This window comes from Pseudomonas sp. B21-028 (genome assembly GCF_024749045.1).
GTDB lineage: Bacteria > Pseudomonadota > Gammaproteobacteria > Pseudomonadales > Pseudomonadaceae > Aquipseudomonas.
The window spans coordinates 5,661,025-5,687,583 of record NZ_CP087184.1; the positions used below are offsets into that span (position 1 = coordinate 5,661,025).

The 26,559-nt window shown below is 63.0% G+C and carries 28 protein-coding genes; 9 read left to right on the forward strand and 19 right to left on the reverse strand.

Annotated features, from left to right (window positions below):
* Nucleotides 1-88 precede the first annotated feature (88 nt).
* The 4 genes from lptE to LOY35_RS24535 all read left to right on the forward strand — a co-directional run bounded on the left by lptE (nucleotide 89) and on the right by LOY35_RS24535 (nucleotide 3,584).
* On the forward strand, nucleotides 89-694 hold the full coding sequence (gene lptE, locus LOY35_RS24520; protein WP_258628205.1) for an LPS assembly lipoprotein LptE: 606 nt from the start codon (nucleotides 89-91) through the stop codon (nucleotides 692-694).
* A gap of 39 nt (nucleotides 695-733) precedes the next feature.
* Nucleotides 734-1,771, forward strand: coding sequence for a DNA polymerase III subunit delta (holA, locus tag LOY35_RS24525; RefSeq protein ID WP_024780839.1), 1,038 nt, complete (start codon nucleotides 734-736; stop codon nucleotides 1,769-1,771).
* 253 nt (nucleotides 1,772-2,024) lie between these two features.
* Complete coding sequence (gene arfA / locus LOY35_RS24530) at nucleotides 2,025-2,189, forward strand: alternative ribosome rescue factor ArfA (RefSeq protein WP_041022108.1); 165 nt, start codon at nucleotides 2,025-2,027, stop codon at nucleotides 2,187-2,189.
* A gap of 72 nt (nucleotides 2,190-2,261) precedes the next feature.
* Nucleotides 2,262-3,584, forward strand: a complete 1,323-nt coding sequence (locus LOY35_RS24535; RefSeq protein WP_258628212.1) for a lytic murein transglycosylase — start codon at nucleotides 2,262-2,264, stop codon at nucleotides 3,582-3,584.
* Nucleotides 3,585-3,694: 110 nt separating this feature from the next.
* On the opposite strand, the gene LOY35_RS24540 is transcribed toward LOY35_RS24535, so the two are convergent.
* From LOY35_RS24540 to LOY35_RS24600, 13 genes are all read right to left on the reverse strand, one after another.
* Nucleotides 3,695-4,645, reverse strand: a complete 951-nt coding sequence (locus LOY35_RS24540; protein WP_258628215.1) for an LD-carboxypeptidase — start codon at nucleotides 4,643-4,645, stop codon at nucleotides 3,695-3,697.
* Nucleotides 4,646-5,097: 452 nt separating this feature from the next.
* On the reverse strand, nucleotides 5,098-6,120 hold the full coding sequence (gene lipA, locus LOY35_RS24545) for a lipoyl synthase (RefSeq protein WP_024776648.1): 1,023 nt from the start codon (nucleotides 6,118-6,120) through the stop codon (nucleotides 5,098-5,100).
* 1 nt (nucleotide 6,121) lies between these two features.
* The gene (lipB, locus tag LOY35_RS24550; RefSeq protein WP_041024390.1) at nucleotides 6,122-6,769 is read right to left on the reverse strand and encodes a lipoyl(octanoyl) transferase LipB; all 648 of its coding nucleotides are present in this window, start codon (nucleotides 6,767-6,769) and stop codon (nucleotides 6,122-6,124) included.
* Nucleotides 6,769-7,044, reverse strand: coding sequence for a DUF493 domain-containing protein (locus LOY35_RS24555; RefSeq protein WP_041024391.1), 276 nt, complete (start codon nucleotides 7,042-7,044; stop codon nucleotides 6,769-6,771). The genes lipB and LOY35_RS24555 overlap by 1 nt, the downstream gene beginning before the upstream one ends.
* Before the next feature lie 79 nt (nucleotides 7,045-7,123).
* Complete coding sequence (locus LOY35_RS24560) at nucleotides 7,124-8,281, reverse strand: D-alanyl-D-alanine carboxypeptidase family protein (RefSeq protein WP_258628220.1); 1,158 nt, start codon at nucleotides 8,279-8,281, stop codon at nucleotides 7,124-7,126.
* Between the two features lie 167 nt (nucleotides 8,282-8,448).
* A complete protein-coding gene (locus tag LOY35_RS24565; RefSeq protein ID WP_258628229.1) occupies nucleotides 8,449-9,474 on the reverse strand; it encodes a septal ring lytic transglycosylase RlpA family protein in 1,026 nt (341 codons plus the stop codon).
* A complete protein-coding gene (gene mltB, locus LOY35_RS24570; RefSeq protein ID WP_258628232.1) occupies nucleotides 9,474-10,481 on the reverse strand; it encodes a lytic murein transglycosylase B in 1,008 nt (335 codons plus the stop codon). The genes LOY35_RS24565 and mltB overlap by 1 nt, the downstream gene beginning before the upstream one ends.
* A gap of 17 nt (nucleotides 10,482-10,498) precedes the next feature.
* Nucleotides 10,499-11,602 carry a rod shape-determining protein RodA gene (rodA, locus tag LOY35_RS24575; RefSeq protein WP_258633725.1) on the reverse strand — a complete coding sequence of 368 codons (1,104 nt, stop codon included), beginning with the start codon at nucleotides 11,600-11,602 and terminating at the stop codon, nucleotides 10,499-10,501.
* Between the two features lie 31 nt (nucleotides 11,603-11,633).
* Entirely contained in the window at nucleotides 11,634-13,529 is a 1,896-nt protein-coding gene (gene mrdA, locus LOY35_RS24580) for a penicillin-binding protein 2 (RefSeq protein ID WP_258628234.1), read from the reverse strand.
* A 10-nt stretch (nucleotides 13,530-13,539) separates the two neighbouring features.
* A complete protein-coding gene (gene rlmH, locus LOY35_RS24585) occupies nucleotides 13,540-14,007 on the reverse strand; it encodes a 23S rRNA (pseudouridine(1915)-N(3))-methyltransferase RlmH (protein ID WP_007937439.1) in 468 nt (155 codons plus the stop codon).
* 9 nt (nucleotides 14,008-14,016) lie between these two features.
* The gene (gene rsfS / locus LOY35_RS24590; RefSeq protein ID WP_258628236.1) at nucleotides 14,017-14,511 is read right to left on the reverse strand and encodes a ribosome silencing factor; all 495 of its coding nucleotides are present in this window, start codon (nucleotides 14,509-14,511) and stop codon (nucleotides 14,017-14,019) included.
* A 70-nt stretch (nucleotides 14,512-14,581) separates the two neighbouring features.
* On the reverse strand, nucleotides 14,582-15,301 hold the full coding sequence (gene nadD / locus LOY35_RS24595) for a nicotinate-nucleotide adenylyltransferase (protein ID WP_408981171.1): 720 nt from the start codon (nucleotides 15,299-15,301) through the stop codon (nucleotides 14,582-14,584).
* Nucleotides 15,270-16,541, reverse strand: a complete 1,272-nt coding sequence (locus LOY35_RS24600) for a glutamate-5-semialdehyde dehydrogenase (protein WP_258628242.1) — start codon at nucleotides 16,539-16,541, stop codon at nucleotides 15,270-15,272. The genes nadD and LOY35_RS24600 overlap by 32 nt, the downstream gene beginning before the upstream one ends.
* A 186-nt stretch (nucleotides 16,542-16,727) precedes the next feature.
* Here LOY35_RS24600 and LOY35_RS24605 point away from each other — a divergent pair, with 186 nt between their 5' ends.
* Together LOY35_RS24605 and LOY35_RS24610 are read left to right on the forward strand one after the other, a co-directional pair.
* Nucleotides 16,728-17,408, forward strand: coding sequence for a DNA-3-methyladenine glycosylase (locus LOY35_RS24605; protein ID WP_258628244.1), 681 nt, complete (start codon nucleotides 16,728-16,730; stop codon nucleotides 17,406-17,408).
* A 410-nt stretch (nucleotides 17,409-17,818) separates the two neighbouring features.
* Nucleotides 17,819-19,135, forward strand: a complete 1,317-nt coding sequence (locus LOY35_RS24610; RefSeq protein ID WP_258628247.1) for a bifunctional DedA family/phosphatase PAP2 family protein — start codon at nucleotides 17,819-17,821, stop codon at nucleotides 19,133-19,135.
* Between the two features lie 138 nt (nucleotides 19,136-19,273).
* Here LOY35_RS24610 and LOY35_RS24615 read toward each other — a convergent pair whose 3' ends face one another.
* The 3 genes from LOY35_RS24615 to LOY35_RS24625 are packed head-to-tail and all read right to left on the reverse strand — an operon-like array spanning nucleotide 19,274 to nucleotide 20,955.
* Entirely contained in the window at nucleotides 19,274-19,864 is a 591-nt protein-coding gene (locus LOY35_RS24615; RefSeq protein WP_258628249.1) for an LON peptidase substrate-binding domain-containing protein, read from the reverse strand.
* Between the two features lie 9 nt (nucleotides 19,865-19,873).
* The gene (locus tag LOY35_RS24620; RefSeq protein WP_258628251.1) at nucleotides 19,874-20,590 is read right to left on the reverse strand and encodes an LrgB family protein; all 717 of its coding nucleotides are present in this window, start codon (nucleotides 20,588-20,590) and stop codon (nucleotides 19,874-19,876) included.
* A complete protein-coding gene (locus LOY35_RS24625) occupies nucleotides 20,587-20,955 on the reverse strand; it encodes a CidA/LrgA family protein (protein WP_258628252.1) in 369 nt (122 codons plus the stop codon). Before LOY35_RS24625 ends, LOY35_RS24620 begins: the two co-directional genes overlap by 4 nt.
* A gap of 187 nt (nucleotides 20,956-21,142) precedes the next feature.
* On the opposite strand from LOY35_RS24625, the gene LOY35_RS24630 reads away from it, so the two are divergent.
* From LOY35_RS24630 to LOY35_RS24640, 3 genes are all read left to right on the forward strand, one after another.
* Nucleotides 21,143-21,598 carry a MaoC family dehydratase gene (locus LOY35_RS24630; RefSeq protein WP_258628253.1) on the forward strand — a complete coding sequence of 152 codons (456 nt, stop codon included), beginning with the start codon at nucleotides 21,143-21,145 and terminating at the stop codon, nucleotides 21,596-21,598.
* Between the two features lie 102 nt (nucleotides 21,599-21,700).
* Nucleotides 21,701-23,419 (forward strand): C13 family peptidase, encoded by a 1,719-nt coding sequence (locus LOY35_RS24635; RefSeq protein WP_258628254.1) that lies wholly within the window; start codon nucleotides 21,701-21,703, stop codon nucleotides 23,417-23,419.
* A gap of 27 nt (nucleotides 23,420-23,446) precedes the next feature.
* Complete coding sequence (locus LOY35_RS24640; RefSeq protein WP_258628255.1) at nucleotides 23,447-24,088, forward strand: oxidoreductase; 642 nt, start codon at nucleotides 23,447-23,449, stop codon at nucleotides 24,086-24,088.
* A 178-nt stretch (nucleotides 24,089-24,266) separates the two neighbouring features.
* Here the strand turns inward: LOY35_RS24640 and LOY35_RS24645 are convergent, their stop codons facing one another.
* Genes LOY35_RS24645 through mpl form a run of 3 tightly spaced genes read right to left on the reverse strand, consistent with a single transcriptional unit; the run spans nucleotide 24,267 to nucleotide 26,537 of the window.
* Nucleotides 24,267-24,551: a YceK/YidQ family lipoprotein gene (locus tag LOY35_RS24645; protein ID WP_041023160.1), complete on the reverse strand. Its 285-nt coding sequence runs from the start codon at nucleotides 24,549-24,551 to the stop codon at nucleotides 24,267-24,269.
* A complete protein-coding gene (gene ubiX / locus LOY35_RS24650; RefSeq protein WP_258628259.1) occupies nucleotides 24,544-25,191 on the reverse strand; it encodes a flavin prenyltransferase UbiX in 648 nt (215 codons plus the stop codon). Before ubiX ends, LOY35_RS24645 begins: the two co-directional genes overlap by 8 nt.
* On the reverse strand, nucleotides 25,188-26,537 hold the full coding sequence (gene mpl, locus LOY35_RS24655; protein ID WP_258628262.1) for a UDP-N-acetylmuramate:L-alanyl-gamma-D-glutamyl-meso-diaminopimelate ligase: 1,350 nt from the start codon (nucleotides 26,535-26,537) through the stop codon (nucleotides 25,188-25,190). Before mpl ends, ubiX begins: the two co-directional genes overlap by 4 nt.
* Nucleotides 26,538-26,559 lie beyond the last annotated feature (22 nt).

Here is a 26,559-nt window from a genome sequence, read left to right on the forward strand (position 1 = left end):
GGATCGGGCGCAGGGTCTTGGACCCGGCGCCGAATATGACCTGCCGGGGCCGCACTGCCGGCCCATAGGTTTCAAGGGGAGCAACAAGATGATGAAACGTAATCTGCTGGTCATGTGCCTGACGGTCCTGCTGAGCGCCTGCGGCTTCCAGCTGCGCGGCACCGGCACCACCGAGCTGGCCATCAATGAACTGGACCTCAGCGCACGTGACGCCTATGGCAACACTGTGAAGATGCTGCGCGAGACGCTGGAAAACAGCGGGGTGAAAGTCTATAGCGGTGCGCCCTACAAGCTGGTGTTGACCCGTGAACTGCAAAGCCAGCGCAGCCTGAGCTACGCCGGCGCCGGTCGTTCGGCCGAGTACGAGCTGAACAACGTGCTGAGCTATGAGATCCGCGGCCAGAACAACCTGTTGTTGCTGGAAGACAAGCTCCAGGTGCAGAAGGTCTACCTGCACGACGGCAACAACATCACCGGTTCCGACCAGGAGTCGACCGAGGTACGCGAAGAAATGCGTCGCGACCTGGTCCAGCGCATGATGCTGCGCCTGCAACAGCTGAGCCCGAGCCAGCTGGAACAGCTGCAACAGACCGCCGACGCCAAAGCCAAGGCTGACGCCGAGGCGCTGGAAGCGGCACGCAAGGCTGAGGCGGAAACCCCGCAGCAGTCGCCTATGCAAATCCCGGCTGAATAAGCTTCGTGGGGCGCTCCGGCGCCCCGCATGCCTTCTCTTATGAAGCTCGCCCCCGCCCAACTCGGCAAACACCTGCAAGGCGCCCTCGCACCGGTCTATGTCATCAGTGGCGATGACCCGCTGTTGTGCCAGGAAGCCGCCGACGCCATTCGCTCCGCTGCCCGCCAGCAAGGCTTTGACGAACGCCAGGTGTTCGCCGCCGACGCCAGTTTCGATTGGGGCACGTTGTTGCAGGCCGGGGCGAGCATGTCGCTGTTCGCCGAAAAGCGTCTGCTGGAACTGCGCTTGCCCTCGGGCAAACCCGGTGACAAGGGCGCCGCCGCGCTGATCGAGTACTGCTCGAGGCCGGCCGAGGACACGGTGTTGCTCATCAGCCTGCCGAAACTCGACGGCAGCGCGCAAAAGACCAAATGGGGCAAGGCGCTGGTCGAAGGCCCGCAGACCCAGTTCGTACAGATCTGGCCGGTGGACGTCAGCCAATTGCCGAGCTGGATCCGCCAACGCCTGTCCCAGGCCGGGCTGTCGGCCAGCCAGGATGCGGTGGAACTGATCGCCGCCCGGGTCGAAGGCAACCTGCTGGCTGCCGCCCAGGAAATCGAGAAGCTCAAGCTGATGGCCGAGGGCGGCCAGATCACCGTGGAAACGGTACAGGCCGCCGTGGCCGACAGCGCACGTTTCGACGTCTTCGGCCTGACCGATGCGATCCTCAACGGCGAAGCCGCCCACGCCCTGCGCATGCTTGAAGGCCTGCGTGGCGAAGGCGTCGAACCGCCGGTGATCCTCTGGGCCCTGGCCCGGGAGCTGCGCCTGCTGGCGAACCTGTCATTGCAATACAGCCAGGGCGTGCCGCTGGACAAGGCCTTCAGCCAGGCCCGTCCGCCCGTGTGGGACAAACGCAAGCCGCTGATGAGCAAGGCGCTGCAACGCTACTCGGCGCCGCGCTGGGCGCAATTGCTGCTGGAGGCCCAGCGCATCGACGCACAAATCAAGGGCCAGGCCGCCGGATCGCCGTGGATGAGCCTCAGTCGCCTGTCCCTGCTGATGGCCGGCCAGCGACTGGCGCTGCCTGCCGAATAACCCACCGCTCTGCCAGATACCTTTGTGGCGAGGGGATTTATCCCCGCTGGGACGCGAAGCGTCCCCATTCAAACGGTCTGATGCACCGCAGTGGCAGGTTTCGGGTCTGCTGCGCAGCCCAGCGGGGATAAATCCCCTCGCCACAACTTTGTCCGATTTGCTGACAATTGAAGCACGCCACCGGGACTGGACAACACCCCAGCCCTGCCCCATGATTTGCCCCGCAAAACCCACCCCCACAAGAGATCCAAGCATGAGCAAAAAGCCATCCAAGCATGGCCCCAACAAGGCCAAGTCCATCATCGCCCAGCCCCTGTTCCGCAGCCGTCAGGAACGGCCCGCCAAGGGCAAAGGCAGCTACCGCCGCGAAGCCTTCCAGTCTGACAACTGGGAGGCTTCTTGCTTTATGGCGGCTTGAAACATCCGGACAAGCCCTTTGCACCCTGCCCATGATAAGGTCAGCACCTGATTTGCATTTCTGGACCCCTGCATGCCCTTTTGTCTTACCCGCCGCTGGCCACTGCGCCAATTGATGGCCGCCACAAGCTTCGCGCTGCTTGTCGCCTGCGCAGAAAAACCCACCGCCGCCGATGCCCAACCGCTCCAAGCCGCTCCTGCCGTGACCGCCCCGGCCATGGTGCCGCCTGTGGTTCCGACCGGTGAGAACCTGGACATCGTCCCGACCCAGACCTTCGCCGAATGGCAGGCCGGTTTTCGCAAGGAAGCACTGGCCGCCGGTATCCGCGCCGACCTGTTCGATCGCGCCTTTATCGACGTGAGCCCCGACATGAGCGTGATCAAGGCCGATCGCAGCCAGCCGGAATTCACCCGGCCCGTGTGGGAATACCTCGATGGCGCGCTGTCGCCGCTGCGGGTGCGCAAGGGCCAGAACCTGATCCAGGAACATGCCGAGATCCTGCAAGGCATCGAACAGCGCTACGGCGTCGATCGCCAGGCACTGGTGGCGGTGTGGGGCATGGAGAGCAATTTCGGCCAGTTCCAGGGCACCAAATCCGTCATCAACTCCCTGGCGACCCTGGCCTATGAAGGCCGGCGCCCGGGCTTTGCCCACGCGCAACTGATCGCCGCCCTGCAAATTCTGCAACAGGGCGATATTGCACCGGAAAAAATGCTCGGCTCCTGGGCGGGTGCCATGGGCCAGACCCAGTTCATCCCCACCACCTACAACACCCATGCGGTGGATTTCGATGGCGATGGCCGCCGCGACATCTGGGGCAGCTCCACCGATGCCCTGGCCTCGACCGCGCATTACCTGCAAAGCTCCGGCTGGCAACGCGGTCAGCCATGGGGAGTCGAAGTAGAGCTCAAAGAAGGGTTCGACTACGCCCTGGCCGACGGCACGATCCGCAAGCCGCTCTCCGAATGGATGCAGTTGGGCGTATCCACCTACGACGGCATGCCGACTCCTCCGGGTGACCGGCAGCTGCCGGCAGCGCTGCTGCTACCGGCTGGCCACCGTGGCCCGGCGTTCCTGGTGTTCGACAACTTCCGCGCCATCCTCAAGTACAACAACTCGTCATCCTACGCATTGGCGGTCGGGCTGTTGTCGGAGCGCTTCGGCGGCGGCGGGCTGGTCTATGGCCAGTGGCCCAAGGACGACCTGCCATTGAGCCGCACCGAGCGCATAGAGCTGCAGACGCTGCTGGCTCAGCATCAATACGATGCCGGCACCCCCGACGGCATCATCGGTGCCAACACCCGAAAAGCGATTCGCAGCGCCCAGCAGTCACTCGGCTGGCCGGCGGATGGGTACCCGACGCACCAATTGCTGGAAAACCTGCGCAAGCGTTGAGTCGGGGTATGGCGACTGGCGCTTCGCGAGCAGGCTCGCTCCCACAGGAAATTGCATTTCAATGTGGGAGCGAGCCTGCTCGCGAAGACTGACTTCCAATCAACGCCGCACTACCGACCTACTACCACATCCTGCTCCAACACCAACCTCTTCTCCCCCGCATCCAGCCTTACCAACGCCCCCATGGGCAAGGTCAGGTTCGGATCGCAGTGACCACTGCGCCAGCCGGACAGCACCGGTATCCGCAACGGCTCGAAGGTCTGCTTGAGCAACCGGTTCAGCGCCTCGCCATCCACCCCGGCGACGTCGCCCACCAGCACCCCGCGCAACTGCTGCAACGTGCCGGCCAACCGTAGCTGGGTCAGCAATCGGTCGATCCGATACAGCGGCTCGTTGATGTCTTCGATGAACAGGATCACGCCTTCGGCGTCGATCTGAAAAGGCGTGCCCATGGTCGCCGCAATGATCGACAGATTACCCCCCAACAGACGCCCATGGGCGATGCCAGGCCCGACGGTGGTCAAGGGATAAGCCTCGGGGTGGCTCAGCACACTGCCCGCCTTCAACTGCCCCCGCAGCAGGCTGAAAAACGAGGTGACCGTCGACGGCTCCTTGCCGCCCAGAAGGTCGGCATTGAGCAGCGGCCCATGAAAGGTGACAAACCCCGCGTAACGGCTGATAGCCAGATGCAGCGCGGTGATATCGCTATAACCGACAAAAGGCTTGGCGTTGCGCCGCAAGAGCTCGAAGTCGATACGATCCAGCAGACGTGGCGTGCCATAGCCGCCGCGCAGGCAGATGATTGCGTTGACCTCCGGATCGGCGAAGGCTTCGTGCAAGTCGTTGAGCCGCGTATCGTCGCTGCCGGCCAGGTAGCCGTCCTTCTCGTAAACGCCCGGGAATATCCGCAGCTCGTGACCACGGGCACGCATCCACTGCACCGCCTTGTCCGTGTCCAACGGGGCCGGGCCGGCGGGTGCAATCACGCCGATCAGCCCTTCGGATGGCAAGGCCGGGACAGGTTGGTGGGGGCACAGGGTCTGGATGGGGTGAAGGGGCATACGTGGGGTTCCCTGTGGGGGTCAGATTCGTTTGCAGATCCGTTGCTTCATGCAAACTGAGCCACCGCTATCGCGAGCAGGCTCGCTCCCACAGGGGGAGTGTGTACGCCTCAAAGACAGATCGCCTGTAAAACCGCTTTGCTTTTGCTTTTGCTTCTGCTTTTGATCTTAGGGCCCCGTTAACCACGACGGCCGAACGCAGGTATTGCGTAGTGGGCAACCCGGCATGGATGCCGGGTTAGCCGCGCTGGGCCATGGATGGCCCTTCGCGGCGGGCCCACGGAGCAATGCCGGAGTGAGGGCATGCCGAGCCCAGGCGAGGCACCGAGTGGTGGGGCCAAGACCTTTTGGTTACTTTTGGGGCGTTTGCCAAAAGTAACCCGCCGTAAGGGCGGAACCGCCAGCCGCCATCACCGCAGCAACGGATATACACCCATACGGTCCAACCCAAATCAGGAGCCCAACAACTCCGCCTTGACCAACTTAGCCTGCTCATCAGCATGATACGAAGACCGCACCAACGGCCCCGAAGCCACGTTCTTGAAGCCCATCTTGTACCCCTCCTCCGCAAACCAGGCAAAGGTATCCGGATGCACAAACCGCTGCACCGGCAAGTGACTACGCGAAGGCTGCAGATACTGCCCCAGGGTCAACATATCAATGTCATGCTCACGCATGCGCTTCATGACCTCGATGACTTCCTCATCGGTCTCGCCCAGGCCCAACATCAGACCAGACTTGGTCGGAATGTGCGGCATCATCTGCTTGAAACGCTGCAGCAAGGTCAACGACCACTGGTAGTCCGAACCCGGACGCGCAGCCTTGTACAGGCGCGGCACGGTTTCCAGGTTGTGGTTGAACACATCCGGCGGCTCGGCGGCGGTGATCTCCAGGGCGATGTCCATGCGACCACGGTAGTCCGGCACCAGCGTCTCGAGTTGCACGTTCGGCGACAGCTTGCGGATTTCACGGATGCAATCGGCAAAGTGCTGGGCACCGCCGTCACGCAGGTCGTCGCGGTCCACCGAGGTGATGACCACATACTTGAGCTTCAGGTCGGCAATGGCGATGGCCAGGCTTTCCGGTTCATTGACGTCCAGTGGTTTCGGCCGGCCATGGCCGACGTCGCAGAACGGGCAGCGACGGGTGCAGATGTCGCCCATGATCATGAAGGTCGCGGTACCGCCGGAGAAGCACTCGCCCAGGTTCGGGCAGGACGCTTCTTCGCAGACGCTGTGCAGCTTGTGCTTGCGCAGCAGGGCCTTGATACGGTCGACTTCCGGGGACACCGGGATACGCACGCGGATCCAGTCCGGCTTCTTCGGCAATTCGGTGGTCGGGATGATCTTGACCGGGATGCGCGCAACCTTCTCGGCGCCGCGCAGCTTGACGCCGGCCTCGACCTTGGCACGTGGGGCCGGACGCTCGGTAACGTCCTGCGTCGGGATCATGGTTTGCACTGCATCAGTAGTCATATCAGTCGATTCCGCCCGTAAGGGTCGTCTGCTCAGCATAGTCGAGGTGTTTGACGAGCTGCGCGCGCAGCCGGGCACTTACCTCGGCAAATTCAATCGATCCTGTGTGATCGCGCAGCTGGGTCATCGCCAGCCCCGCGTAGCCACAGGGATTAATCCGTCGAAACGGCGAAAGGTCCATGTCTACGTTCAACGCCAGGCCGTGAAACGAACAACCGTGGCGGATCCGCAGGCCCAGGGAGGCGATTTTCGCCCCGTCGACGTAGACCCCCGGCGCATCCGGCTTGGCCTGCGCCGTGACACCATAGCTGGCCAGCAGCTCGATCAGGCAGGTTTCCATGCGCGTCACCAGCTCGCGCACGCCGAACCCCAGCTTGCGCACGTCCAGCAGCAGGTAGGCCACCAACTGGCCGGGGCCATGGTAAGTCACCTGCCCGCCCCGGTCGACCTTCACCACCGGGATATCCCCCGGCAGCAACAGGTGCTCGGCCTTGCCGGCCTGCCCCTGAGTGAACACCGGCGGATGTTCCACCAGCCAGACTTCGTCTTCGGCGGTGTTGCCCCGTTCGTTGGTGAAGCGCTGCATGGCATGCCAGACCGGCTCGTAAGCCATCTGACCCAGCTCGCGAAAGCCCAGCGTGCCCGGCATCACAACACCATGTGCACGACGCCGGTCGCCCGCAGCTCGCTATTGATGTCGTACAGCTGCTCCTGGCCGGTAGCAACGATGTGCAACTGGATCGTCGTGTACTTGCCGTTGCTGCTCTGGCGCTCGGCCAGGGTCAGGAGATCGACCGTGGCGTGTTTTTCCAGAATGGCAACGACCTTGTCCTTGAAGCCCACTCCGGTGTCGCCAATCACTTTGATCGGATAGTCCTTGCAGGGAAACTCGATCTTTGGCGCCTTTACTTCTGAGTCTGTCATGGCGTAACGGCCTCGTAGACGTGATAACGAACAAGGCCCCGCACCGGACAGGAACGGGGCCATGCAGTCAACCTTCGATTCAGTTGAACAAGCCGTAGAAGAATAGCCGGATGCTATCCCACATGCGGCGGAAGATGCCACCTTCCTCGACGGCGTCCAGCGCGATCAAGTCGGCGCTGTGCACCACTTTGTCTTCCAGTTTGACTTCAACCTTACCGATCACGTCGCCCTTGGCGATGGGGGCGGTCAGTTGCGGGTTCAGGGTCATGCTGGCAGCGAGTTTCTTGAGCTGGCCTTTTGGCAGGGTCATGGTCAGGTCTTCGGCCAGGCCGGCTTTGACCTGGTTGTTGGTGCCTTTCCAGACCTGAGCCTGGGCCAGTTCGGTGCCTTTCTGGTAGAACGTCTGGGTTTCGAAGAAGCGGAAACCGTAGGTCAGCAGCTTCTGGGTTTCAGCGGCACGGGCCACTTCGCTGTTGGTGCCGAACACCACGGCGATCAGGCGCATGCCATCACGCACCGCCGAGGACACCATGCAATAGCCGGCCTCTTCGGTATGGCCGGTCTTCAGGCCGTCGACGGTCTTGTCGCGCCATAGCAGCAGGTTGCGGTTGGGCTGCTTGATACCGTTCCAGAAGAATTCTTTCTGGGAATAGATGGCGTAGTGCGCCGGGTCTTCGTGGATGATCGCCCGGGCCAGGACCGCCATGTCGTGCGCCGATGAGTAGTGCTCGGGGTTCGGCAGGCCGGTCGGGTTCATGAAGTGGCTGTTGGTCATGCCCAGGTCGACGGCCGTCTTGTTCATCATGTCGGCGAACGCGTCTTCGCTGCCGGCGATATGCTCGGCCAGGGCGACACTGGCGTCGTTGCCGGACTGGATGATGATGCCATGCAGCAGGTCGCTGACGGTCACCTGCGAGCCGACCTTGATGAACATCCGCGAACCGCCGGTGCGCCAGGCGTTTTCGCTGACGGTCACCGGATCGTTCTCACCGATCTGGCCGCGACGGATTTCCAGGGTCGCGATGTAGGCGGTCATCAGCTTGGTCAGGCTGGCCGGTGGCAGACGCTGGTCACCGTTGTCCTCTACCAGCACCTCGCCACTGCTGGCATCCATGAGCACAAAGGACTTGGCGGCCAATTGAGGGGGCGCCGGCATCATCTCGACCGCGAACGCGGCAGGTGAAAGAAGCAGTGGGACCAGCAGGCAAAGGCGTTTGGCAAAGGTGGTAATGTTCATCCGTCTCTCGAAATCGCTAATGGACTGCCCGGAGGCAATACTAAACAGGCAGCCTTCTTGACGGGCCACCGCGTATTAGGTTGCTCACTCACATCCCTTGCCGGGCTTTTGTTATTCATGGAGCCAACAACCGGACTCGCTCGAACCGCAAGCGGGCCTTCAATCAATCATTCGGCGCTGACCAGGCTCGGCGAACCGAGATTGGCCAGGCGCACGCTGTTCTGCACCTGCTGGACTTCACCCGGAGAACCGATCGGCCCCAGGCGCACCCGATGCAGTGTCTGCTGGTTGCGCACGATCGAGCTGATGAACACCGGAGCGCTCACCATCGAGCTGAGCTTCGACCGGAGCAGCTCGGCAGCGTCCGGGTTGGCGAACGCGCCCACTTGCAGATACTGGCCAGACGCTGTTGCAGAAGCGTTTTTTTTTGCATCCAGCTGCACAGGCACTACGGCCGCGGCGTGTTGCTGCGGCGGTGGTGTCCATTGCTCGACCTTGCCGGTGGACGCCGTCACGGTCGGCGCGGCATTTTGCGCCACTTTTGGCTCGTTGAGCATCAAAGGCGCCGGACGGCCACGCTGGGCCCACCATTCCTGCGGGTCGATACCCTCGACCTTGACCCGCGCGGTGCCGATTTCAGCGTAACCGAGTTTTTTCGCCGCCGCATACGACAGGTCGATGATACGGTCGGAATAGAACGGCCCACGGTCATTGACCCGCAGGATCACGCTCTTGTTGTTGTCCAGGTTGGTCACCCGCACGTAACTGGGCAACGGCAAGGTCTTGTGGGCCGCGCTCATGCCGTACAGGTCATACACCTCGCCATTGGCGGTGTTCTGGCCATGAAACTTGGTGCCGTACCAGGACGCTGTGCCCGAAGCAACGTAGGACTTGGAGTCGGCCATCGGGAAATAGGTCTTGCCCAGCACCGTATACGGGTTGGCCTTGTAGGGGCCGGTGTGCAGGGTCGGGGTGGCGTCGGGAATGCGCGAGACATCCACGTCCCACCACGGCGCGCCGTCCTTGTGGGCACGGTTGATGTCCAGGCCCGGCATGGCGCGCACGGCAGTGGTGTTTTTCTGGGTCGGCGCGCGACTGGTCGAACAGCTGACGACCAACAGCGACAGCGCAGCCAGTGCCACGAACTTCAGGGGCCTGGCTTTCAGGGGTTGATAGGTAGGCAATGCCTGCATTATTTGACGCCCCGTGCTTTGACCAGCTCTTCAGACAGTTGATGCACAGCCATGGCGTACATCACACTGCGGTTATAACGCGTAATTGCGTAGAAATTCTTCAGGCCCATCCAGTATTCAGGGCCCTGCTCGCCTTCCAGGCGGATGGCGGTGACGGGCATGTCGTCACGCAGCGCATCATGACTCGACCAGCCCAGCGCCCGCAACTCCCCAACGGTTTTCGTCGGCTCGATGCCCTCGCTCAGGCCTTCGTCCACCTGCTCGCCACGCACGTCGGCACGGCTGACCACCGGTTGACCGGCTTCCCAGCCGTGGCGCTTGAAATAGCTGGCAACACTGCCGATGGCATCGGTCGGGTTGGTCCAGATATTGATGTGGCCATCGCCATCGAAATCCACCGCATAGGCGCGGAAACTGCTGGGCATGAATTGCGGCAGGCCCATGGCCCCGGCATAGGAACCCTTGAGGGTCAGCGGGTCGACCTGCTCTTCGCGGGCCAGCAACAGGAATTCACGCAGTTCCTTGCGGAAGAACTCGGCGCGCGGCGGGTAATCGAAGCCCAGGGTCGACAGGGCGTCGATCACCCGGAAATTCCCGGTGTTGCGGCCAAAGAAGGTTTCGACGCCGATGATGGACACGATGACCTGGGCCGGCACGCCGTATTCCTGCTCGGCGCGGACCAGGGCGGCCTCGTGCTGGCGCCAGAAGTCCACACCCCGGGCGATGCGCGCCTCGGTGATGAACATTGGCCGGTACTCGCTCCACTGCTTGACCCGCTCGGCGGGCCGGGAGATCGCGTCGAGGATCGATTGCTTGCGCTCAGCCTCGCGGAACACCCCCATCAGTTGTTCACCGGCGAAGCCGTAGTCGCGGGTCATTTCACCGACGAATTCGGCCACCTGCGGCGAGCCTTCGTACTCACCGGCCAAGGCGTGCGACGCACCGCCCAGGAAGCTGATCAGGCCGACCCACGCATGTCGCGCCGACCAGCCACGCATTGCTTGCATTGAACTCTTCACCTTATTCAAACCTGCGCGATCCACTTGCGGTGGGTATGGATCGACATCAAGACCCCAAACGCTGACAGTAGCGTCACCAGCGAAGTTCCTCCGTAGCTGATGAAGGGCAGCGGCACTCCCACGACCGGCAACAAGCCACTGACCATACCGATGTTGACGAAAACGTAAACAAAAAACGTCATGGTCAGGCTGCCCGCCAACAATTTGCCGAACAGGGTCTGGGCCTGGGCGGTGATGACCAGCCCCCGGCCAATCAGCAACAAGTAGATCAGCAGCAGCAGGCAGATCCCCACCAGGCCGAACTCCTCGCCCATTACCGCAATGATGAAGTCGGTGTGGCTTTCCGGCAGGAAGTCCAGGTGCGACTGAGTGCCCATCAGCCAGCCTTTGCCGAATACTCCGCCGGAGCCGATGGCGGCCTTGGACTGGATGATGTTCCAGCCGGTGCCCAATGGGTCGCTTTCCGGGTCGAGGAAGGTCAGGATGCGCTGCTTCTGGTAGTCGTGCATCACGAAGTACCACATGGCGATCGACACCGGTATCGCGATGGCGATCACGCTCAGGATCCAGCGCCAGCGCAGCCCGCCCATGAACAGCACGAAGGCGCCACCGGCCAGGATCAGCAATGAGGTGCCGAGGTCCGGCTGGCGCACGATCAGGACGAACGGGATGCCGATCAGCAACAGGCTGATGCACACGTGCTTGAGCTGCGGCGGCAAGGTGCGCTTGGACAAGTACCAGGCGATGGTCGCCGGCATGATGATCTTCAGGAATTCCGAAGGCTGGAAGCGGATCACCCCGGGGATGTTGATCCAGCGCGTGGCCCCCATGGCGTTATGGCCCATCACGTCCACCACCACCAACAGGCTCACGCCCACCACATAGGCCAGCGGCACCCAGCGCGCCATGAAGCGGGGTTCGAGCTGGGCAATGACAATCATCGACACCAGCCCGATGCCGAACGAGGTGGCCTGCTTGGCCAGCAGGTCCCAGCTCTTGCCGCTGGCCGAATACAACACGAACAGGCTGCCCGCGGCCAGGATCAGCAGCAGGACCAGCAGCGGACCGTCGATGTGCATGCGCTGCAACAGCGTGGCGCGACGGCGCATCACATCTTCGCTGGAGAGGATCCGGTCGAAATTATTCTTCACGGGCCGTAGCCTCCGCAGTGGTGGGGCTTGCGTACTCGGGCTTGAGCTGGCCGTGCTCATCCAGCAGCCAGGCATCCATGACCTGGCGCACCACTGGCGCAGCGACACCGGAGCCCGACTCACCGTTCTCAACCATCACCGCCACGACGATCTTCGGGTTGTCGGCCGGGGCGAAGCCGACGAACAGGGCGTGGTCGCGGTGGCGCTCCTGGACCTTGGAGCGGTCGTACTTCTCGCCCTGCTTGATCGCGACCACCTGGGCCGTACCGCTCTTGCCGGCGATGCGATAAGGCGAGCCGATTGCCGCCTTGCGCGCCGTCCCCCGGGCACCGTGCATCACTTGCTGCATGCCGTTATTGACCTTCTGCCAGTCCGATGGATTGTGCAGGATGATGTCCGGCATCGGGTTCAAGTCCACGGGAGGCTGGCCTTCGATGGTCTTGGCCAGGTGCGGGCGATGCCACTTGCCCTTGCTCGCCACCAGCGCCGTGGCCTGGGCCAGTTGCAAAGGCGTTGCCTGCATGTAGCCCTGGCCGATCCCCAGGATCAGGGTTTCACCGGGGAACCACGCCTGGCGACGGGTCGCCCGCTTCCATTCCCGGGACGGCATCAGGCCGGGCGATTCCTCGAACATGTCCAGGGAGACTTTCTGGCCGATGCCGAACTTGCCCAGGTAGGACGCCAGCCGATCGATCCCCAGCTTGTGGGCCAGGTCATAGAAGTAGGTGTCGTTGGAGCGCATGATCGCCGTTTCCAGGTCCACATAGCCGTCGCCGGTACGGTTCCAGTTGCGGTACTTGTGGTCGTAGTTGGGCAGCATGTAATAGCCGGGGTCGAAGACCCGGCTCGAGGCGGTCACCACACCGGAGTCGAGCCCGGCAATCGCCACGGCCGGCTTGATGGTCGAGCCCGGCGGGTAGAGGCCGCGCAGCACACGGTTGAACAGGGGCCGGTCGATGGAATCGCGCAACTCGGCATAGGCCTTGAAGCTGATGCCGGTGACAAACAGGTTCGGGTCGAAACTCGGCTGGCTGACCATCGCCAGGACCTCGCCGGTGGCCGGGTCCAGCGCCACCACGGCGCCCCGTCGTCCGCCCAGGGCCGCTTCGGCGGCTTCCTGCAACTTGATGTCCAGGCTCAGGACAATGTCCTTGCCGGGAATCGGGTCAGTGCGCTTGAGCACCCGCAATACGCGACCTCGAGCGTTGGTCTCGACTTCTTCGTAACCCACCTGGCCGTGCAGCTCGGGCTCGTAGAAGCGCTCGATGCCGGTCTTGCCGATGTGGTGGGTGCCGCTGTAGTTGACCGGATCGAGGCTCTTGAGCTCTTTCTCGTTGATTCGCCCCATGTAGCCGACCGAGTGGGCAAAATGCGCACCCAGGGGATAATGGCGCACCAACTGCGCCACCACCTCGACGCCCGGCAGGCGGAACTGGTTCACCGCGATCAGGGCAATCTGCTCTTCGGTCAACTCGAACAGGATCGGCACCGGCTCGAACGGCCGACGCCCCTGGCGCATGCGTTTTTCGAAGATGGCCCGGTCCTCGGGCGTCAATTGCAACACTTCGACGATGACATCCAGCACCTGCTGCCAGTCGCCGGCCCGCTCGCGGGTCATGCTCAGGCTGAAGCTGGGCCGGTTGTCGGCCACCACCACGCCATTGCGGTCGAAGATCAAGCCGCGGGTCGGCGGGATCGGCTGTACATGCACACGGTTGTTTTCCGACAGGGTCGAGTGGTACTCGTACTGGATCACCTGGAGGAAATAGAGCCGCGCGATCAGCACGCCGATCAGCGTCACCACCGTGATGGCACCGAACACGACGCGACTGCGCACCAGGCGGGCGTCTTTTTCGTGGTCCTTGATGCGGATCGGCTGAGGCATGAGGGCAGGATTACTTGTGGTAAGGGTGCCCGGACAGGACTGTCCAGGCACGATACAACTGTTCACCGATCAGGATCCGCACCAACGGGTGCGGCAGCGTCAGGGGCGACAACGACCAGCGCTGGTCGGCCCGGGCACAGACTTCCGGCGCCAGCCCTTCCGGGCCGCCGACCATGAAGTTCACCGTGCGTGAGTCCAGCCGCCAGCGATCGAGCTCGACCGCCAGTTGCTCGGTGCTCCAGGGCTTGCCGTGGACCTCGAGGGTGACGACGCGCTCGTTCGGCCCGACCTTGGCCAGCATGGCTTCGCCTTCCTGGCGAATGAAGCGCGCCACGTCAGCGTTCTTCCCACGGGTGTTGAGCGGAATTTCCACCAGTTCCAGGGCCAGCTCGGAAGGAAGACGCTTGGCATATTCGTGCCAGCCTTCTTCCACCCACTTGGGCATGCGGGAACCGACGGCGATCAGGCGCAGTCGCACAGCGATCCCTTACTGCTGGTCTTTGTTGAGCTTGGTGAAGTGCTCATGGGTGTTTTCAGGGCTGTGGTGACGGGCATCCGCCGCACGGCTCTGCTCGGCACCGGCCCACAGGCGCTCCAGGTCGTAGAACTGACGTGCCGAGGCAGTCATCATGTGCACGATGACATCGTCCATGTCCAGCAGGACCCAGTCGCTGTCGCCCTTGCCTTCTTCACCCAGCGGCTTGACGCCCTGGGCCTTGACCGCTTCGCGGACCTTGTCCAGCATCGCGCCGATCTGGCGGTTGGAGGTACCGGTGGCGATGATCATGAAGTCCGTGATGCTCTGCTTTTCACGAACGTCGATCACCTGGATGTCCTGGGCCTTGACGTCTTCCAGGGCCGCAACGGCCACCTTGACCAGCTCCTCGCCGGCCAGTACGGCACCGGTATGGGCCTCCACCGGCAGCGGGGCGCTCTTGAAGGTGCCCTTGCGCTTTACTTTGTTTACGTCTTTGTCAGTCATATAAAACTCGTTTTGCTCGTATATTCGGGCGCTTCGCTACACGCATTCACGTGCCTTGAAGCAGCCTCGTTCAGTTCGACGCACGGTACAGCCCGTGCGCATCGATGTAGGCCAGGACCGCGTCGGGCACCAGGAAACGTACCGACTTACCGCTGGCCAGCAGTTGACGGATCTGGGTGGCGGATACCGCGAGCGGTGTCTGCCAGACGAATGCAATCTGTCCGCTCGGCCCGTTGAGGGCCAGCGGGTCGCTCACCGAGCGTGCCGCCAGCAGGTTGCGCAAGGCATCCGGCGGCTCGCTGTCGGCATCCGGGCGTTGCAGCACCAGGATGTGGCAATGCTGGAGCAACTCTTCCCAGCGGTGCCAAGTGGGCAGGCCGCAAAATGCGTCCCAGCCCAGAAGCAGGAAAACCTGGGCGTCTGCGGGCATTTCGGCGCGCATCAGCTCCAGGGTATCAATGGAGTAGGACGGTTTGTCCCGCTGCAATTCGCGGGCGTCCACCACCAGCGGCGGCACTCCGGCCACCGCGCACTCGACCATCGCCAGACGGTCCTGCGCCGACACCTGCGGCGTATCCCGGTGAGGCGGCCTGGCGTTGGGCGTCAGGCGCAGCTCATCGAGGCCCAGGGCGTCGGCGACTTCCAGCGCACCGCGCAAATGGCCGATGTGCACCGGGTCGAACGTGCCGCCCAGGATACCGATGCGCCGGGGCGGGGCTGTCGTCGTCACAGCGGCTGACGGGTCGAGGTCGCCCAAGTCAGACCGGCTCCTGTCCGCGCAACTGGCCATCACCGACCACGATGTACTTCTCGCAGGTCAGGCCTTCGAGGCCCACCGGGCCACGGGCGTGCAGCTTATCAGTAGAAATGCCGATCTCGGCGCCCAATCCGTATTCAAAGCCGTCGGCGAAGCAAGTCGGGGTGTTGATCATTACCGACGCCGAGTCCACTTCAGCCACGAAGCGCCGGGTTTCGCCCTGGTGCTCGCTGACGATGGCGTCGGTGTGGTGGGAGCCATGACGATTGATATGTTCGATGGCCTGGTCCAGCCCGTCGACCACGCGGATAGACAGGATCGGCGCCAGGTATTCGGTGTTCCAGTCCTCTTCGGTGGCCTCTGCCGCCTCGATGATCGCCCGGGTGCGTTCGCAACCCCGCAGTTCGACGCCTTTTTCGCGGAACTGGGCAGCCATCGCCGGCAGGAAGTCCTGGGCAACGGCCTGGTCCACCAGCAGGGTTTCCATGGCGCCGCAGATGCCGTAACGATAGGTCTTGGCGTTGAAGGCAATACGCTGGGCCTTCGGCAGCTCGGCGTGGGCGCTGACGTAGACGTGGCAGATGCCGTCCAGGTGCTTGATCACCGGTACGCGGGCATCGCGGCTGACCCGTTCGATCAGGCCCTTGCCGCCACGCGGCACGATGACATCGACGAATTCGGGCATGGTGATCAGCGCGCCGACAGCGGCGCGGTCGGTGGTTTCCACCACTTGCACCACGGCGGCCGGCAGACCGGCCTCGGCCAGGCCGCGCTGGATGCAGGCGGCAATGGCGCGATTGGAATGAATCGCCTCGGAACCGCCGCGCAGGATGGTCGCGTTACCGGACTTCAGGCACAGGCTCGCGGCGTCGATGGTCACGTTCGGCCGCGACTCGTAGATGATCCCGACCACGCCCAGGGGCACGCGCATCTTGCCGACCTGGATACCCGATGGCCGGTAGCTCATGTCGCGGATCGCCCCGACCGGGTCCGGCAGGGCCGCCACCTGGCGCAGACCGACAATCATGCCGTCGATGCGCGCCGGGGTCAGCGCCAGGCGCTCGAGCATGGCCGGTTCGAGGCCATTGGCCCGGCCAGCGGCCAGGTCCAGCTCGTTGGCAGCGGACAACTCGGCGCGAGCGGCGTCCAGCGCATTGGCGGCGGCTTGCAGGGCGCGGTTTTTCTGCGCGGTGCTGGCACGACCGATGATGCGCGACGCTTCGCGAGCGGCGCGACCCAGGCGGGTCATGTAGTCAAGAACGGACTCAGTCATGGTCTGTGTGGTCTTGGCGAAGAGGAAAGCGGCAGATTATAGCTGTCGTAACCCTCGACTAACAGCATGGACTCACAGTGGTGACCGGCGGAGGCACAAAACTGTCAGGAATTTCACCTGTTCAGCGGCGATTAAGATTTCCGTTGCTATCATCGCCCTTCCTTTGGCCTCAGTTCGTCTACTGCCATGACCGATTCGCCTCATACGCCAAACGCCCTGCCCCACGCCTTTTTTGACCGCGACGCTCAGGTGCTCGCCAGGGACCTGCTGGGCAAAGTCATTCGCCACAAGGTCGGTGACCTGTGGCTCAGCGCCCGAATCATCGAGACCGAAGCCTATTATTTCGCCGAAAAGGGCAGCCACGCCTCCCTGGGCTATACGGAAAAACGCAAGGCCCTGTTCCTCGACGGCGGCCACATCTATATGTACTACGCCCGAGGCGGCGACTCGCTGAACTTCAGCGCCCAAGGCCCGGGCAATGCGGTGCTGATCAAATCGGCGTACCCCTGGGTCGACGCTATCTCCGGTCCGGAGAGTCTGGCGCAGATGCTGCTGAACAACCCCGACGCCCAGGGCCGCCCTCGTACGCCGCAGAAGCTCTGCGCCGGCCAGACGTTGCTGTGCAAGGCCCTGGGGCTGAAGGTGCCGGAATGGGACGCCAAGCGCTTCGATCCCGAGCGGTTGCTGGTGGAAGACGTGGAAGTGCCGACGGTCAATGTGATCCAGACCACCCGCCTGGGCATCCCATTAGGACGCGACGAGCATCTGCCCTATCGTTTCGTCGATGCCGCCTACGCACCGTGGTGCACCCGCAACCCGTTGCGGCGTGGACAGGTCGAGGGGCGCGATTATTTTTTGCTGCCTTGAGCGATGCAGCACAATTTCCTGTGGGAGCCGAGCTTGCTCGCGATGACGTCTGCACATTCAATGTTGATGTTGACTGACACACCGCCATCGCGAGCAAGCTCGGCTCCCACAAAGAACCTGTGCGAACCAGGATTTTTGCTTCACAACAGCCCCCTGTGGGAGCGAGCCTGCTCGCGATGGCGTCAATACATTCAATGCTGATATTGACTGACACACCGCCATCGCGAGCAAGCTCGGCTCCCACAAAGAACCTGTGCGAACCAGATTTTTTGCTTCACAACAGCCCCCCTGTGGGAGCGAGCCTGCTCGCGATGGCGTCAGTACATTCAATGCTGATATTGACTGACACACCGCCATCGCGAGCCTGCTCGCCCCCACAGTAAAAATGTACCTTCAATGGAGTTGTATGTATGGGCCCATGGCTCGATAGCATCACTGGCTGGTTGGCTGCCAACCCGCAATGGCTGGCGGTGGCGGTGTTCATCGTGGCGTGCGTGGAATGCCTGGCGATTGCCGGATTGATCGTACCGGGCACCGTTCTGCTGTTTGCCGTGGCGGTGCTGGCCGGCAGTGGCGCGTTGTCCTTGGGCGAGACGCTGTTGCTGGGTTTGCTCGGTGGCTTGCTCGGAGACCTGGTGTCGTATTTTCTCGGCCGGCACTTCCACCAGAACATCCGACGCTTGCCGGGATTGCGTCACCACCCGGAATGGATGAATTCGGCGGAAAGCTATTTCCAGCGCTACGGCATCGCCAGCCTGCTGGTGGGTCGCTTTATCGGTCCGCTGCGACCGATGCTGCCGATGGTGGCCGGGATGTGCGACATGCCCTTCCCCCGCTTTGCCGCCGTCAGCCTGCTGGCCGCGTCGGGCTGGAGCGTGGCGTATCTGTTGCCGGGCTGGGCCACCGGAGCGGCGATTCGTCTGCCGTTGCCCGACGGTTTCTGGCTACAGGCCGGCATCGTCATCGGCAGCATCGCGGTGATGATCGGGTTGAGTGTCAACAGCAGCCTGCGGCGGCATCGACACGCCACGGCGCTGATTGCCGGTCTGGGTCTGGTGATCCTGCTCGGCCTGTTCATCGGTTTCCGCTACCTGACGGCCTTCGACCAAGGGTTGATGGCCCTGGTCCAGGAACATCGCAGCCCGACGCTGGACGAAATCGCCGTGACCTTCACCCTGATCGGCGAATTCCGTTTCATGCTGATCTTCAGCGCCCTGCTGACAGGTTTGCTGTTGCTGGCCCGCCAATGGCGACAGGCCATTTTCGCCGGCGCCACCATGCTGTTCACCGCCCTGGCCAATACCGGCTTCAAGCACTTCTTCGCCCGCGTGCGTCCGGAAATCCTCACCGACCCACTGACCAGCTACAGCATGCCCAGCGGCCATGCCTCTGGTTCGTTCGCGCTGTTCCTGGCGCTCGCCGTCCTGGCCGGTCGCGGACAACCGCCACGCCTGCGCCTGACCTGGCTGCTGCTGGGCTGTCTGCCGGCGCTGGCGATTGCCTTGTCCCGGGTGTATCTGGGCGCCCACTGGCCCAGCGACATCCTCGCCGGCGCCATGCTCGCCGCCTGCGTCTGCGCCGCCGTCCTCTGGCTGAGCCAACGCCAGACCGCACTGCCCGCCATGCCGCCGAAAATCTGGTGGCTGATCCTGCCGGCGCTGGTGGCAGCGCTCAGCTTCTTCGCCTTGCGGCACTTGCCTCATGGGATGCTGCGGTATGCCTATTGAAACACTGAACCGGTAGACACAGAGGAACCCTGTGGGAGCGAGCCTGCTCGCGATGGCGGTGCATCAGCCAACACCTGCTTCGCTGATACGCCGCCATCGCGAGCAGGCTCGCTCCCACAGTGATTTGCGGTGACAGTCTCAGGCGAACAGCTCACCCTGCAACTCATCGAGCAGCGCCTGGATCGCATCCAGGCGCTGTTGCGGATCATCCAGTTGCAGCAGGTCGATCTTGTCCAGTTCATTGAACGGCAACAGGTAAGCCAGTTGATTGGCCAGTGACTGTTGGCCGGTCGCCTCGGTGCCCATGTTCAGGGCCTCGACCATCGGGTGCTCGGCCAAGGCCTGGAGCAGCGCCACCAGGTCGGCGTCCTCGTCCTGCAGCGGTTGCTCCGGTTCATCCTCCAGCCACTCGACGTCGGCCACGGTGAGCTGGTCGAACTGGACACTGCTGCCATGCACGATAAAGCGGCGCCCACCCTGCACGCGAATGCCCAGCAGGCCGTTGTCCTGCTGGGAAAAGTCGGTGATCAGCGCCTCACAGCCGACCCGTGCATAGCCTTGCGGCGCAATGCCGACTTCCTGCCCGTCCAGGATGCACACTATCCCGAACCCTTCGCCCTTCTTCATGCAGCGCCCAATCATGTCGAGGTAGCGCGCCTCGAATATCTGCAAATCGAGGATGCAGCCAGGGAAAAGCACAGTGTTCAACGGAAAAAGCGGCAAATTCATAACTGTTTCCTAGACCGTCATCGACACCACCAGCGGTAGCAGCACTGCCGTGGCCACGCCCATCAGACTCATCGCCAGCGCCGCAAAGGCGCCGGACTCTTCGCTTTCCTGCAACGCCACCGACGTCCCCACCGCGTGAGCCGTCAGGCCCAGGGCCATGCCCCGGGCTTCAGGGCTGTGGACGCCCAGCCGGTTCAGGATGCTCGGGCCCAGGATCGCCCCGAGCACCCCGGTGATCAAGACGAACACCGCCGCCATGGCCGCCACGCCGCCGATCTGCTCGGCTACCAGCATGGCGATCGGCGAGGTCACCGACTTGGGCGCCATGGTCATCAGGATCATGTGCTCGGCGCCGAACACCCAGCCCAGCAACACCGCAGAACCGGTGGCGAACACCCCGCCTATCACCAGCGTAGTAAAGATCGGCCAGAACAATTGCCGGATCCGTCGCAGGTTCAGGTACAGCGGCACCGCCAGCGCGACCGTGGCCGGCCCCAGCAGGATGCTGAGGATCTCGGTGCTCTTGCGGTATTCGGCGTAGGTGATGCCGCAGCTGACCAGCACACCGATCAGCACCACCATCGACATCAGCACCGGTTGCAGGAACACCCAGCGGGTCTTCTCGAATGCCGCCAGTACCAGTTGATAGGCCCCCAGGGTAATGCCGATGCCGAACAGCGGATGATGGATCACCGAAGCCCAGGCGCCCTGCCAGTCGAGGATCATGGGGTGTCCTCCTCCACGGCAGCGACGTGACGCCGGCCGAGGCGCTGCATCAGCACCCCGGTGAACGCCATGGACAGGACCAGCGACAACACCAGCGCACCGACGATGGCCCAGAAATCGGCGGCGATGGCCCGGGCATAGACCATCACCCCCACCGCTGGCGGCACCAGCAGCAACGGCAGGTAACGCAGCAGGCTGCCGGCGGCCAGGCTCAATGGCTCGGCGACTTCGCCACGGACGATCAAATAGCCCAGCAACAGCAGCAGGCCGATGATCGGCCCCGGCAGCACCGGCAAGAACAAATGATTGATGGCGGTGCCCAGCAATTGAAACAGCACCAGCCAGGTCAGGCCCCGTAACAACATCCGTCCTCTCCCCTGCAACCTCTACCCAATGAAAGCGCCCGCATTATAAGCACGCCCAGGCTATGGACCGGCATTCGTAAAAAGCATGGTCAGTGACCTTCCCTGTGCGTCATGTTGATCTACAGTGGTTCCCCGGGGCCACCTACCCCGTACCAAAGATAGAACCGTTGAACCAAGGAGAGTCTCAATGCCCTATGTTCCCGTTGCAGCGCTCAAAGATTATGTCGGCAAGGAACTCGGACGTTCCGACTGGCTGACCATCGATCAGGATCGTATCAACCTGTTCGCCGAAGCCACAGGCGACTTTCAGTTCATCCACGTCGATCCGGTCAAGGCCGCACAGACGCCATTCGGCAGCACCATTGCCCACGGTTTCCTGTCGCTGTCGCTGATGCCCAAGCTGATGGAAGACATCCTGATCCTGCCCGAAGGCGTGAAAATGGTCGTCAACTACGGACTGGACAGCGTGCGCTTCATCCAGCCAGTGAAGGTCGACTCCAAAGTTCGGCTCAAGGTCGACCTGGTGGACGCCACCGAGAAAAAACCCGGCCAATGGCTGCTCAAGGCCACCGCCACGCTGGAGATCGAAGGCTCGGACAAACCGGCCTACATCGCCGACCCCCTGTCGCTCTGCTTCGTGTAACCCTTCGCGCATGCGAAACCGCTCAGGCAGTTTCGCACCGCTTCTCTAGTTCTATCGCGCATAGCTGCGGCATACTCGTCGCCTGATTACCTGGATCCTGTTATGCGCTTACTTTTCCCCCTGGCTTTGACCCTCTTGCTGGCCGCCTGCGGCGATGGCGATTCCCTGTTGCCGCCTGACGCACGCCTGCCCGATGGCGGACGCTATCGCGGCGACCTGGTGAACGGGCTGCTGCAGGGCCAGGGACGCATCGACTATCCCAACGGCAGTTGGTATGCCGGACAGTTCGACAAAGGCCAATGGCATGGCACCGGGGAATGGCACGGCAGCAATGGCGAGGTCTATCGCGGCCAGTTCCAGCAGGGCCTGTTCCACGGCCAGGGCAGCCTCGACACGCCCACCAGCAGCTACACCGGCGGCTTCAAGCTGGGGCGGCGGGACGGCGAAGGCACGCTCAAGGAAAACGGCGTCACCTACCGTGGCGAATTCAAGGCCGACCGCTATTCGGGCCTCGGCCGCCTGGAGCTCGCCGATGGCAGCCAATACCAGGGCCCGTTCGTCAATGGCAAGCCCAACGGCGATGGCCAGCGCTTCGATGCCGCCGGCAACCAGTTCACCGGGCATTTCGTCGATGGTCAGTTGCAGGGCAAAGGCACGTTCAACAGCGCCGAAGGCGACGTCTATGTCGGCAGTTTCAAGAACAACCAGCTCAACGGCCGAGGCCGCTACGAAAATGCCGACGGCGATGTCTGGATCGGCCAGTTCAAGGACGGCGCACTCACCGGCAAGGGCGAGCTGATCGGCGCCGATGGCAGCCATTACCTCGGCCGGTTCAATGAATGGCGCTTTAGCGGCCAGGGTCGTTTGAACCTGCCCGACGGCAGTTTTTACATCGGTGAGTTCGAAAACGACGGTTACCACGGCCGCGGCACCCTGGTGCTGACTGATGGCACGGTGCAAAGCGGCACCTGGGCCAATGGCCAGCGGGTGCGCGACGCGGATGGCAAACTGTTGCCGGATGTACTCGAACTCGGCCTGCTGTCCCAGGGCCGCCTGCTGGATGATGCCCTGGCCCAGGTCCCCGCTTCGACACCGGCGGTGGAGCTGTACAGTCTGACCCTGGGCGGCGACGGCAAGCAAAGCGTGTTCCTGCGCGAATCCGACTATGTCGCCAACATGCTCGCCAGCCGTTTCGGCGCGGTCGGCCAGATCCGCCTGGTCAATCATCGCGATCACCTGGGCGACCGCCCCATGGCGACCCGCGAAAGCCTGCGCCGCGCCGCCAACACCCTGGCCGAACGCAGCGGTCCGGAAGACCTGATTTTCATCTACCTGACCAGCCATGGCACCAGCGAACATGAATTGGTGCTCGACCAGCCGCGCATGGAACTGGCCGACCTGCCCGCCGACGAACTGGCGGTGGTGCTGGCACCGCTGAAGAACCGCGACAAGATCGTGGTGATCTCGGCCTGCTACTCCGGTGGCTTCATCCCGGCGCTCAAAGATGAACGCACCTTGGTCATGACCGCTTCACGGGCCGACCGGGTGTCCTTCGGTTGCTCCGAGGAAGCCAACTTCACCTATTTCGGCGATGCCTTGTTCGCCCAGGCGCTGAACCAGACCGACGATCTGGAACAGGCCTTCAAGCTGGCCAAGGCCACCGTGGCCGAACGGGAGCAGGCGGATAATTTCGAGGCGTCCGAGCCACAGATCTGGGCTCCCAGGACGGTCCTTTCCCACTGGCAACTGTTGCGCAAACTACAAGCGCGAAAAGCATTGCAAAGTGCTGCACTGAACGACGATGTCAAAAAGAGCAACTAAGCTGAACCGTATCAAGGGGGAAACACTATGTACTTGACGCCTCAGCATGTTTTGCTCGCCGGCGCTACCGGATTGACCGGGGAACACCTGCTGGACCGGCTGCTCAACGAGCCGACCATCAGCCGGGTCCTGGCGCCCTCCCGCCGGCCACTGGCCGAGCATCCGCATCTGGAAAACCCGGTTGGGGAACCGACCGACGTACTGCCACGCCTCAGCGGCCAGGTCGACATCGCTTTCTGCTGCCTCGGCACCACCATCAAGAAGGCCGGTTCGGAACAAGCCTTTCGCGCGGTGGACCTGGACCTGGTCGTGGCTTTTGCCAAGCGCGCCCGGGAGCTGGGCGCACGGCACCTGGTCGTGATCAGCGCCCTGGGGGCCGACGCGAAATCATCGGTCTTCTACAACCGGGTCAAAGGCGAAATGGAAGCCGCGCTCAAGGCCCAGGACTGGCCGCAACTGACCATCTGCCGTCCCTCCCTGCTGTTGGGCGAGCGCGTCGAACCCCGCTTGGCCGAGCAACTGGCCGGGCCCTTGTCGAAGCTGATTCCCGGCAAGTATCACGGCATCGAAGCCTGCCAACTGGCCCGCGCCATGTGGCGCCTGGCGTTGGAAGAGCAGGATGGGGTACGGGTGGTGGAGTCGGATGAGTTGCGTAGGTTGGGTAAGTAAGGCTGAGGGCTGCCGGGGCGCCCTTGTGGCGAGGGGATTTATCCCCGCTGGGGTGCAAAGCGCCCCCAAAGCCTGAACCTGCGGTGTATCAGACAGATCGAGGGGGGGGACTGCTTCGCAGTCCAGCGGGGATAAATCCCCTCGCCACAGAGATCCCGTCGCCACAGGGTTCACGGTGTTACAACCCACCAGTCGCCTGGAACCCCACCCCCATCGCGGTAAACAACGACAACGGCAGCAGCAAGGTGTCGAGCAACGCACTGCCCGGCAGGTCGACGCCAGGGTAGCTCGGCGCTTCGGCGCCAAAGCGATCCTTGGCGCAGCAGCCACCGTTGAGGGCGTAAAGATCCAGGCGAGTACCCGCATACACCACCGGCGCGCCAGGCTTGGCGGCGTCGAGGGTGCGGGCGGTGGCGCAGCCGGTCAGTTGCAGCGCCAGCAGCACGATCAGCAGCTTATTCATCACTGCTCAAATGGTGCTCACCCCAGCGCGGCAACATGTCCTGGGGAATATTCAGCAGGTTGAGGATCCGCGCGACCACGAAATCGATCAGGTCGTCGATAGTCTGCGGCTGATGATAAAAGCCCGGCGAGGCCGGCAGAATGGTCACGCCCATGTTCGACAGCTTGAGCATGTGTTCCAGGTGAATGCTCGAATACGGCGCCTCCCGCGGCACGAGGATCAACTGGCGACGCTCCTTGAGCGTCACGTCCGCGGCCCGCTCGATCAGGTTGTTGCAGGCCCCGGTGGCAATCGCCGACAGCGTGCCGGTGGAACACGGCACCACCACCATGGCCGCTGGCGAGCCGGAGCCCGACGCCACCGGCGACATCCAGTCTTCCTTGCCATACACCCGGATCTGCCCCGACGCCGCCCCGGTGTATTCAGTGAGGAAGGCCTGCATCATCTGGGTCTTGGCCGGCAGGGTCACGTCGGTTTCCGTGGCCATTACCAACTGCGCGGCCTTGGAAATGAGGAAATGCACCTCACGGTCTTCCCGCACCAGGCAATCGAGCAGGCGCAAGCCGTACTGGGCGCCGGACGCACCGGTCATCGCCAGCGTGATGCGCTCCGGACCATTGCTCTCGAAGCGAGTGTTCATTGCAGCGCCTCAGCCAGTTTGCCGTGCAGGCCGCCGAAGCCGCCGTTGCTCATGATCACCACGTGAGTGCCGGGCTGGGCCTGACTCTTCACGCGCTCGATGATGCCCTCCAGGGAATCGCTGACAATCGACGGCACCGTGCACAAGGCGGCCGTGGCGCCCAGGTCCCAACCCAGGTTGGCCGGCGCATACCAGATCACCTGGTCGGCATCGACCACGCTTTCCGGCAGGCCATCGCGGTGGGCGCCGAGCTTCATCGAGTTGGAGCGCGGCTCGATGATCGCGATCAACGGCGCATCGCCAATACGTTTGCGCAGACCGTCGAGGGTGGTGGCAATGGCGGTCGGATGGTGGGCGAAATCGTCATAGATGGTGATGCCGCGCACTTCGGCGACCTTTTCCATGCGCCGCTTGACGTTCTTGAACGCACTCAGCGCGGCGATGCCCATCGACGGCACCACGCCTACATGACGCGCCGCCGCCAAGGTAGCCAGGGCGTTGGCGACGTTGTGCTGGCCGGTCAGTTCCCACTCCACGACGCCTTGGGACTGGCCCTCGAACATCACTTCGAACTGCGAACCGTCGTCCTTCAGCAACTTCACCTGCCACTGTCCGCCCGCGCCGGTGGTCTGCACCGGGGTCCAGCAGCCCATCTCGATGACCCGCTGCAATGCCGGCTCGGTGGTCGGGTGAATCACCAGACCTTCGCTCGGGATGATACGGACCAAATGGTGAAATTGCCGCTCGATAGCCGCCAGATCAGGGAAGATGTCCGCATGATCGAATTCCAGGTTATTCAGGATCGCCGTGCGCGGGCGGTAGTGGACGAATTTCGAACGCTTGTCGAAAAACGCACTGTCGTATTCATCGGCCTCAATCACAAAGAACGGCGTACCGCCCAGGCGCGCCGACACCGAGAAATTCTGCGGCACGCCGCCGATCAGGAAGCCCGGGCTCATGCCCGCGTGCTCCAGCACCCAGGCGAGCATGCTGCTGGTGGTGGTTTTCCCGTGAGTACCGGCCACGGCCAGGACCCAACGGCCCTGCAACACGTGATCGGCCAGCCACTGCGGCCCGGACACATACGGCAGGCCCTTGTTGAGCACGTATTCCACCGCCGGGTTGCCACGGGACATGGCGTTGCCGATGACTACCAGATCCGGCGCCGGGTCCAGTTGCGCCGGGTCATAGCCTTGGGTCAGCTCGATGCCCTGGGCCTCTAGCTGCGTGCTCATCGGCGGGTAGACGTTGGCGTCGGAACCGGTCACATGATGGCCCAGCTCCTTGGCCAGGACCGCCATCGAACCCATGAAAGTGCCGCAAATACCGAGAATATGGATGTGCATAGTCGACCTCGTAAAACATGGC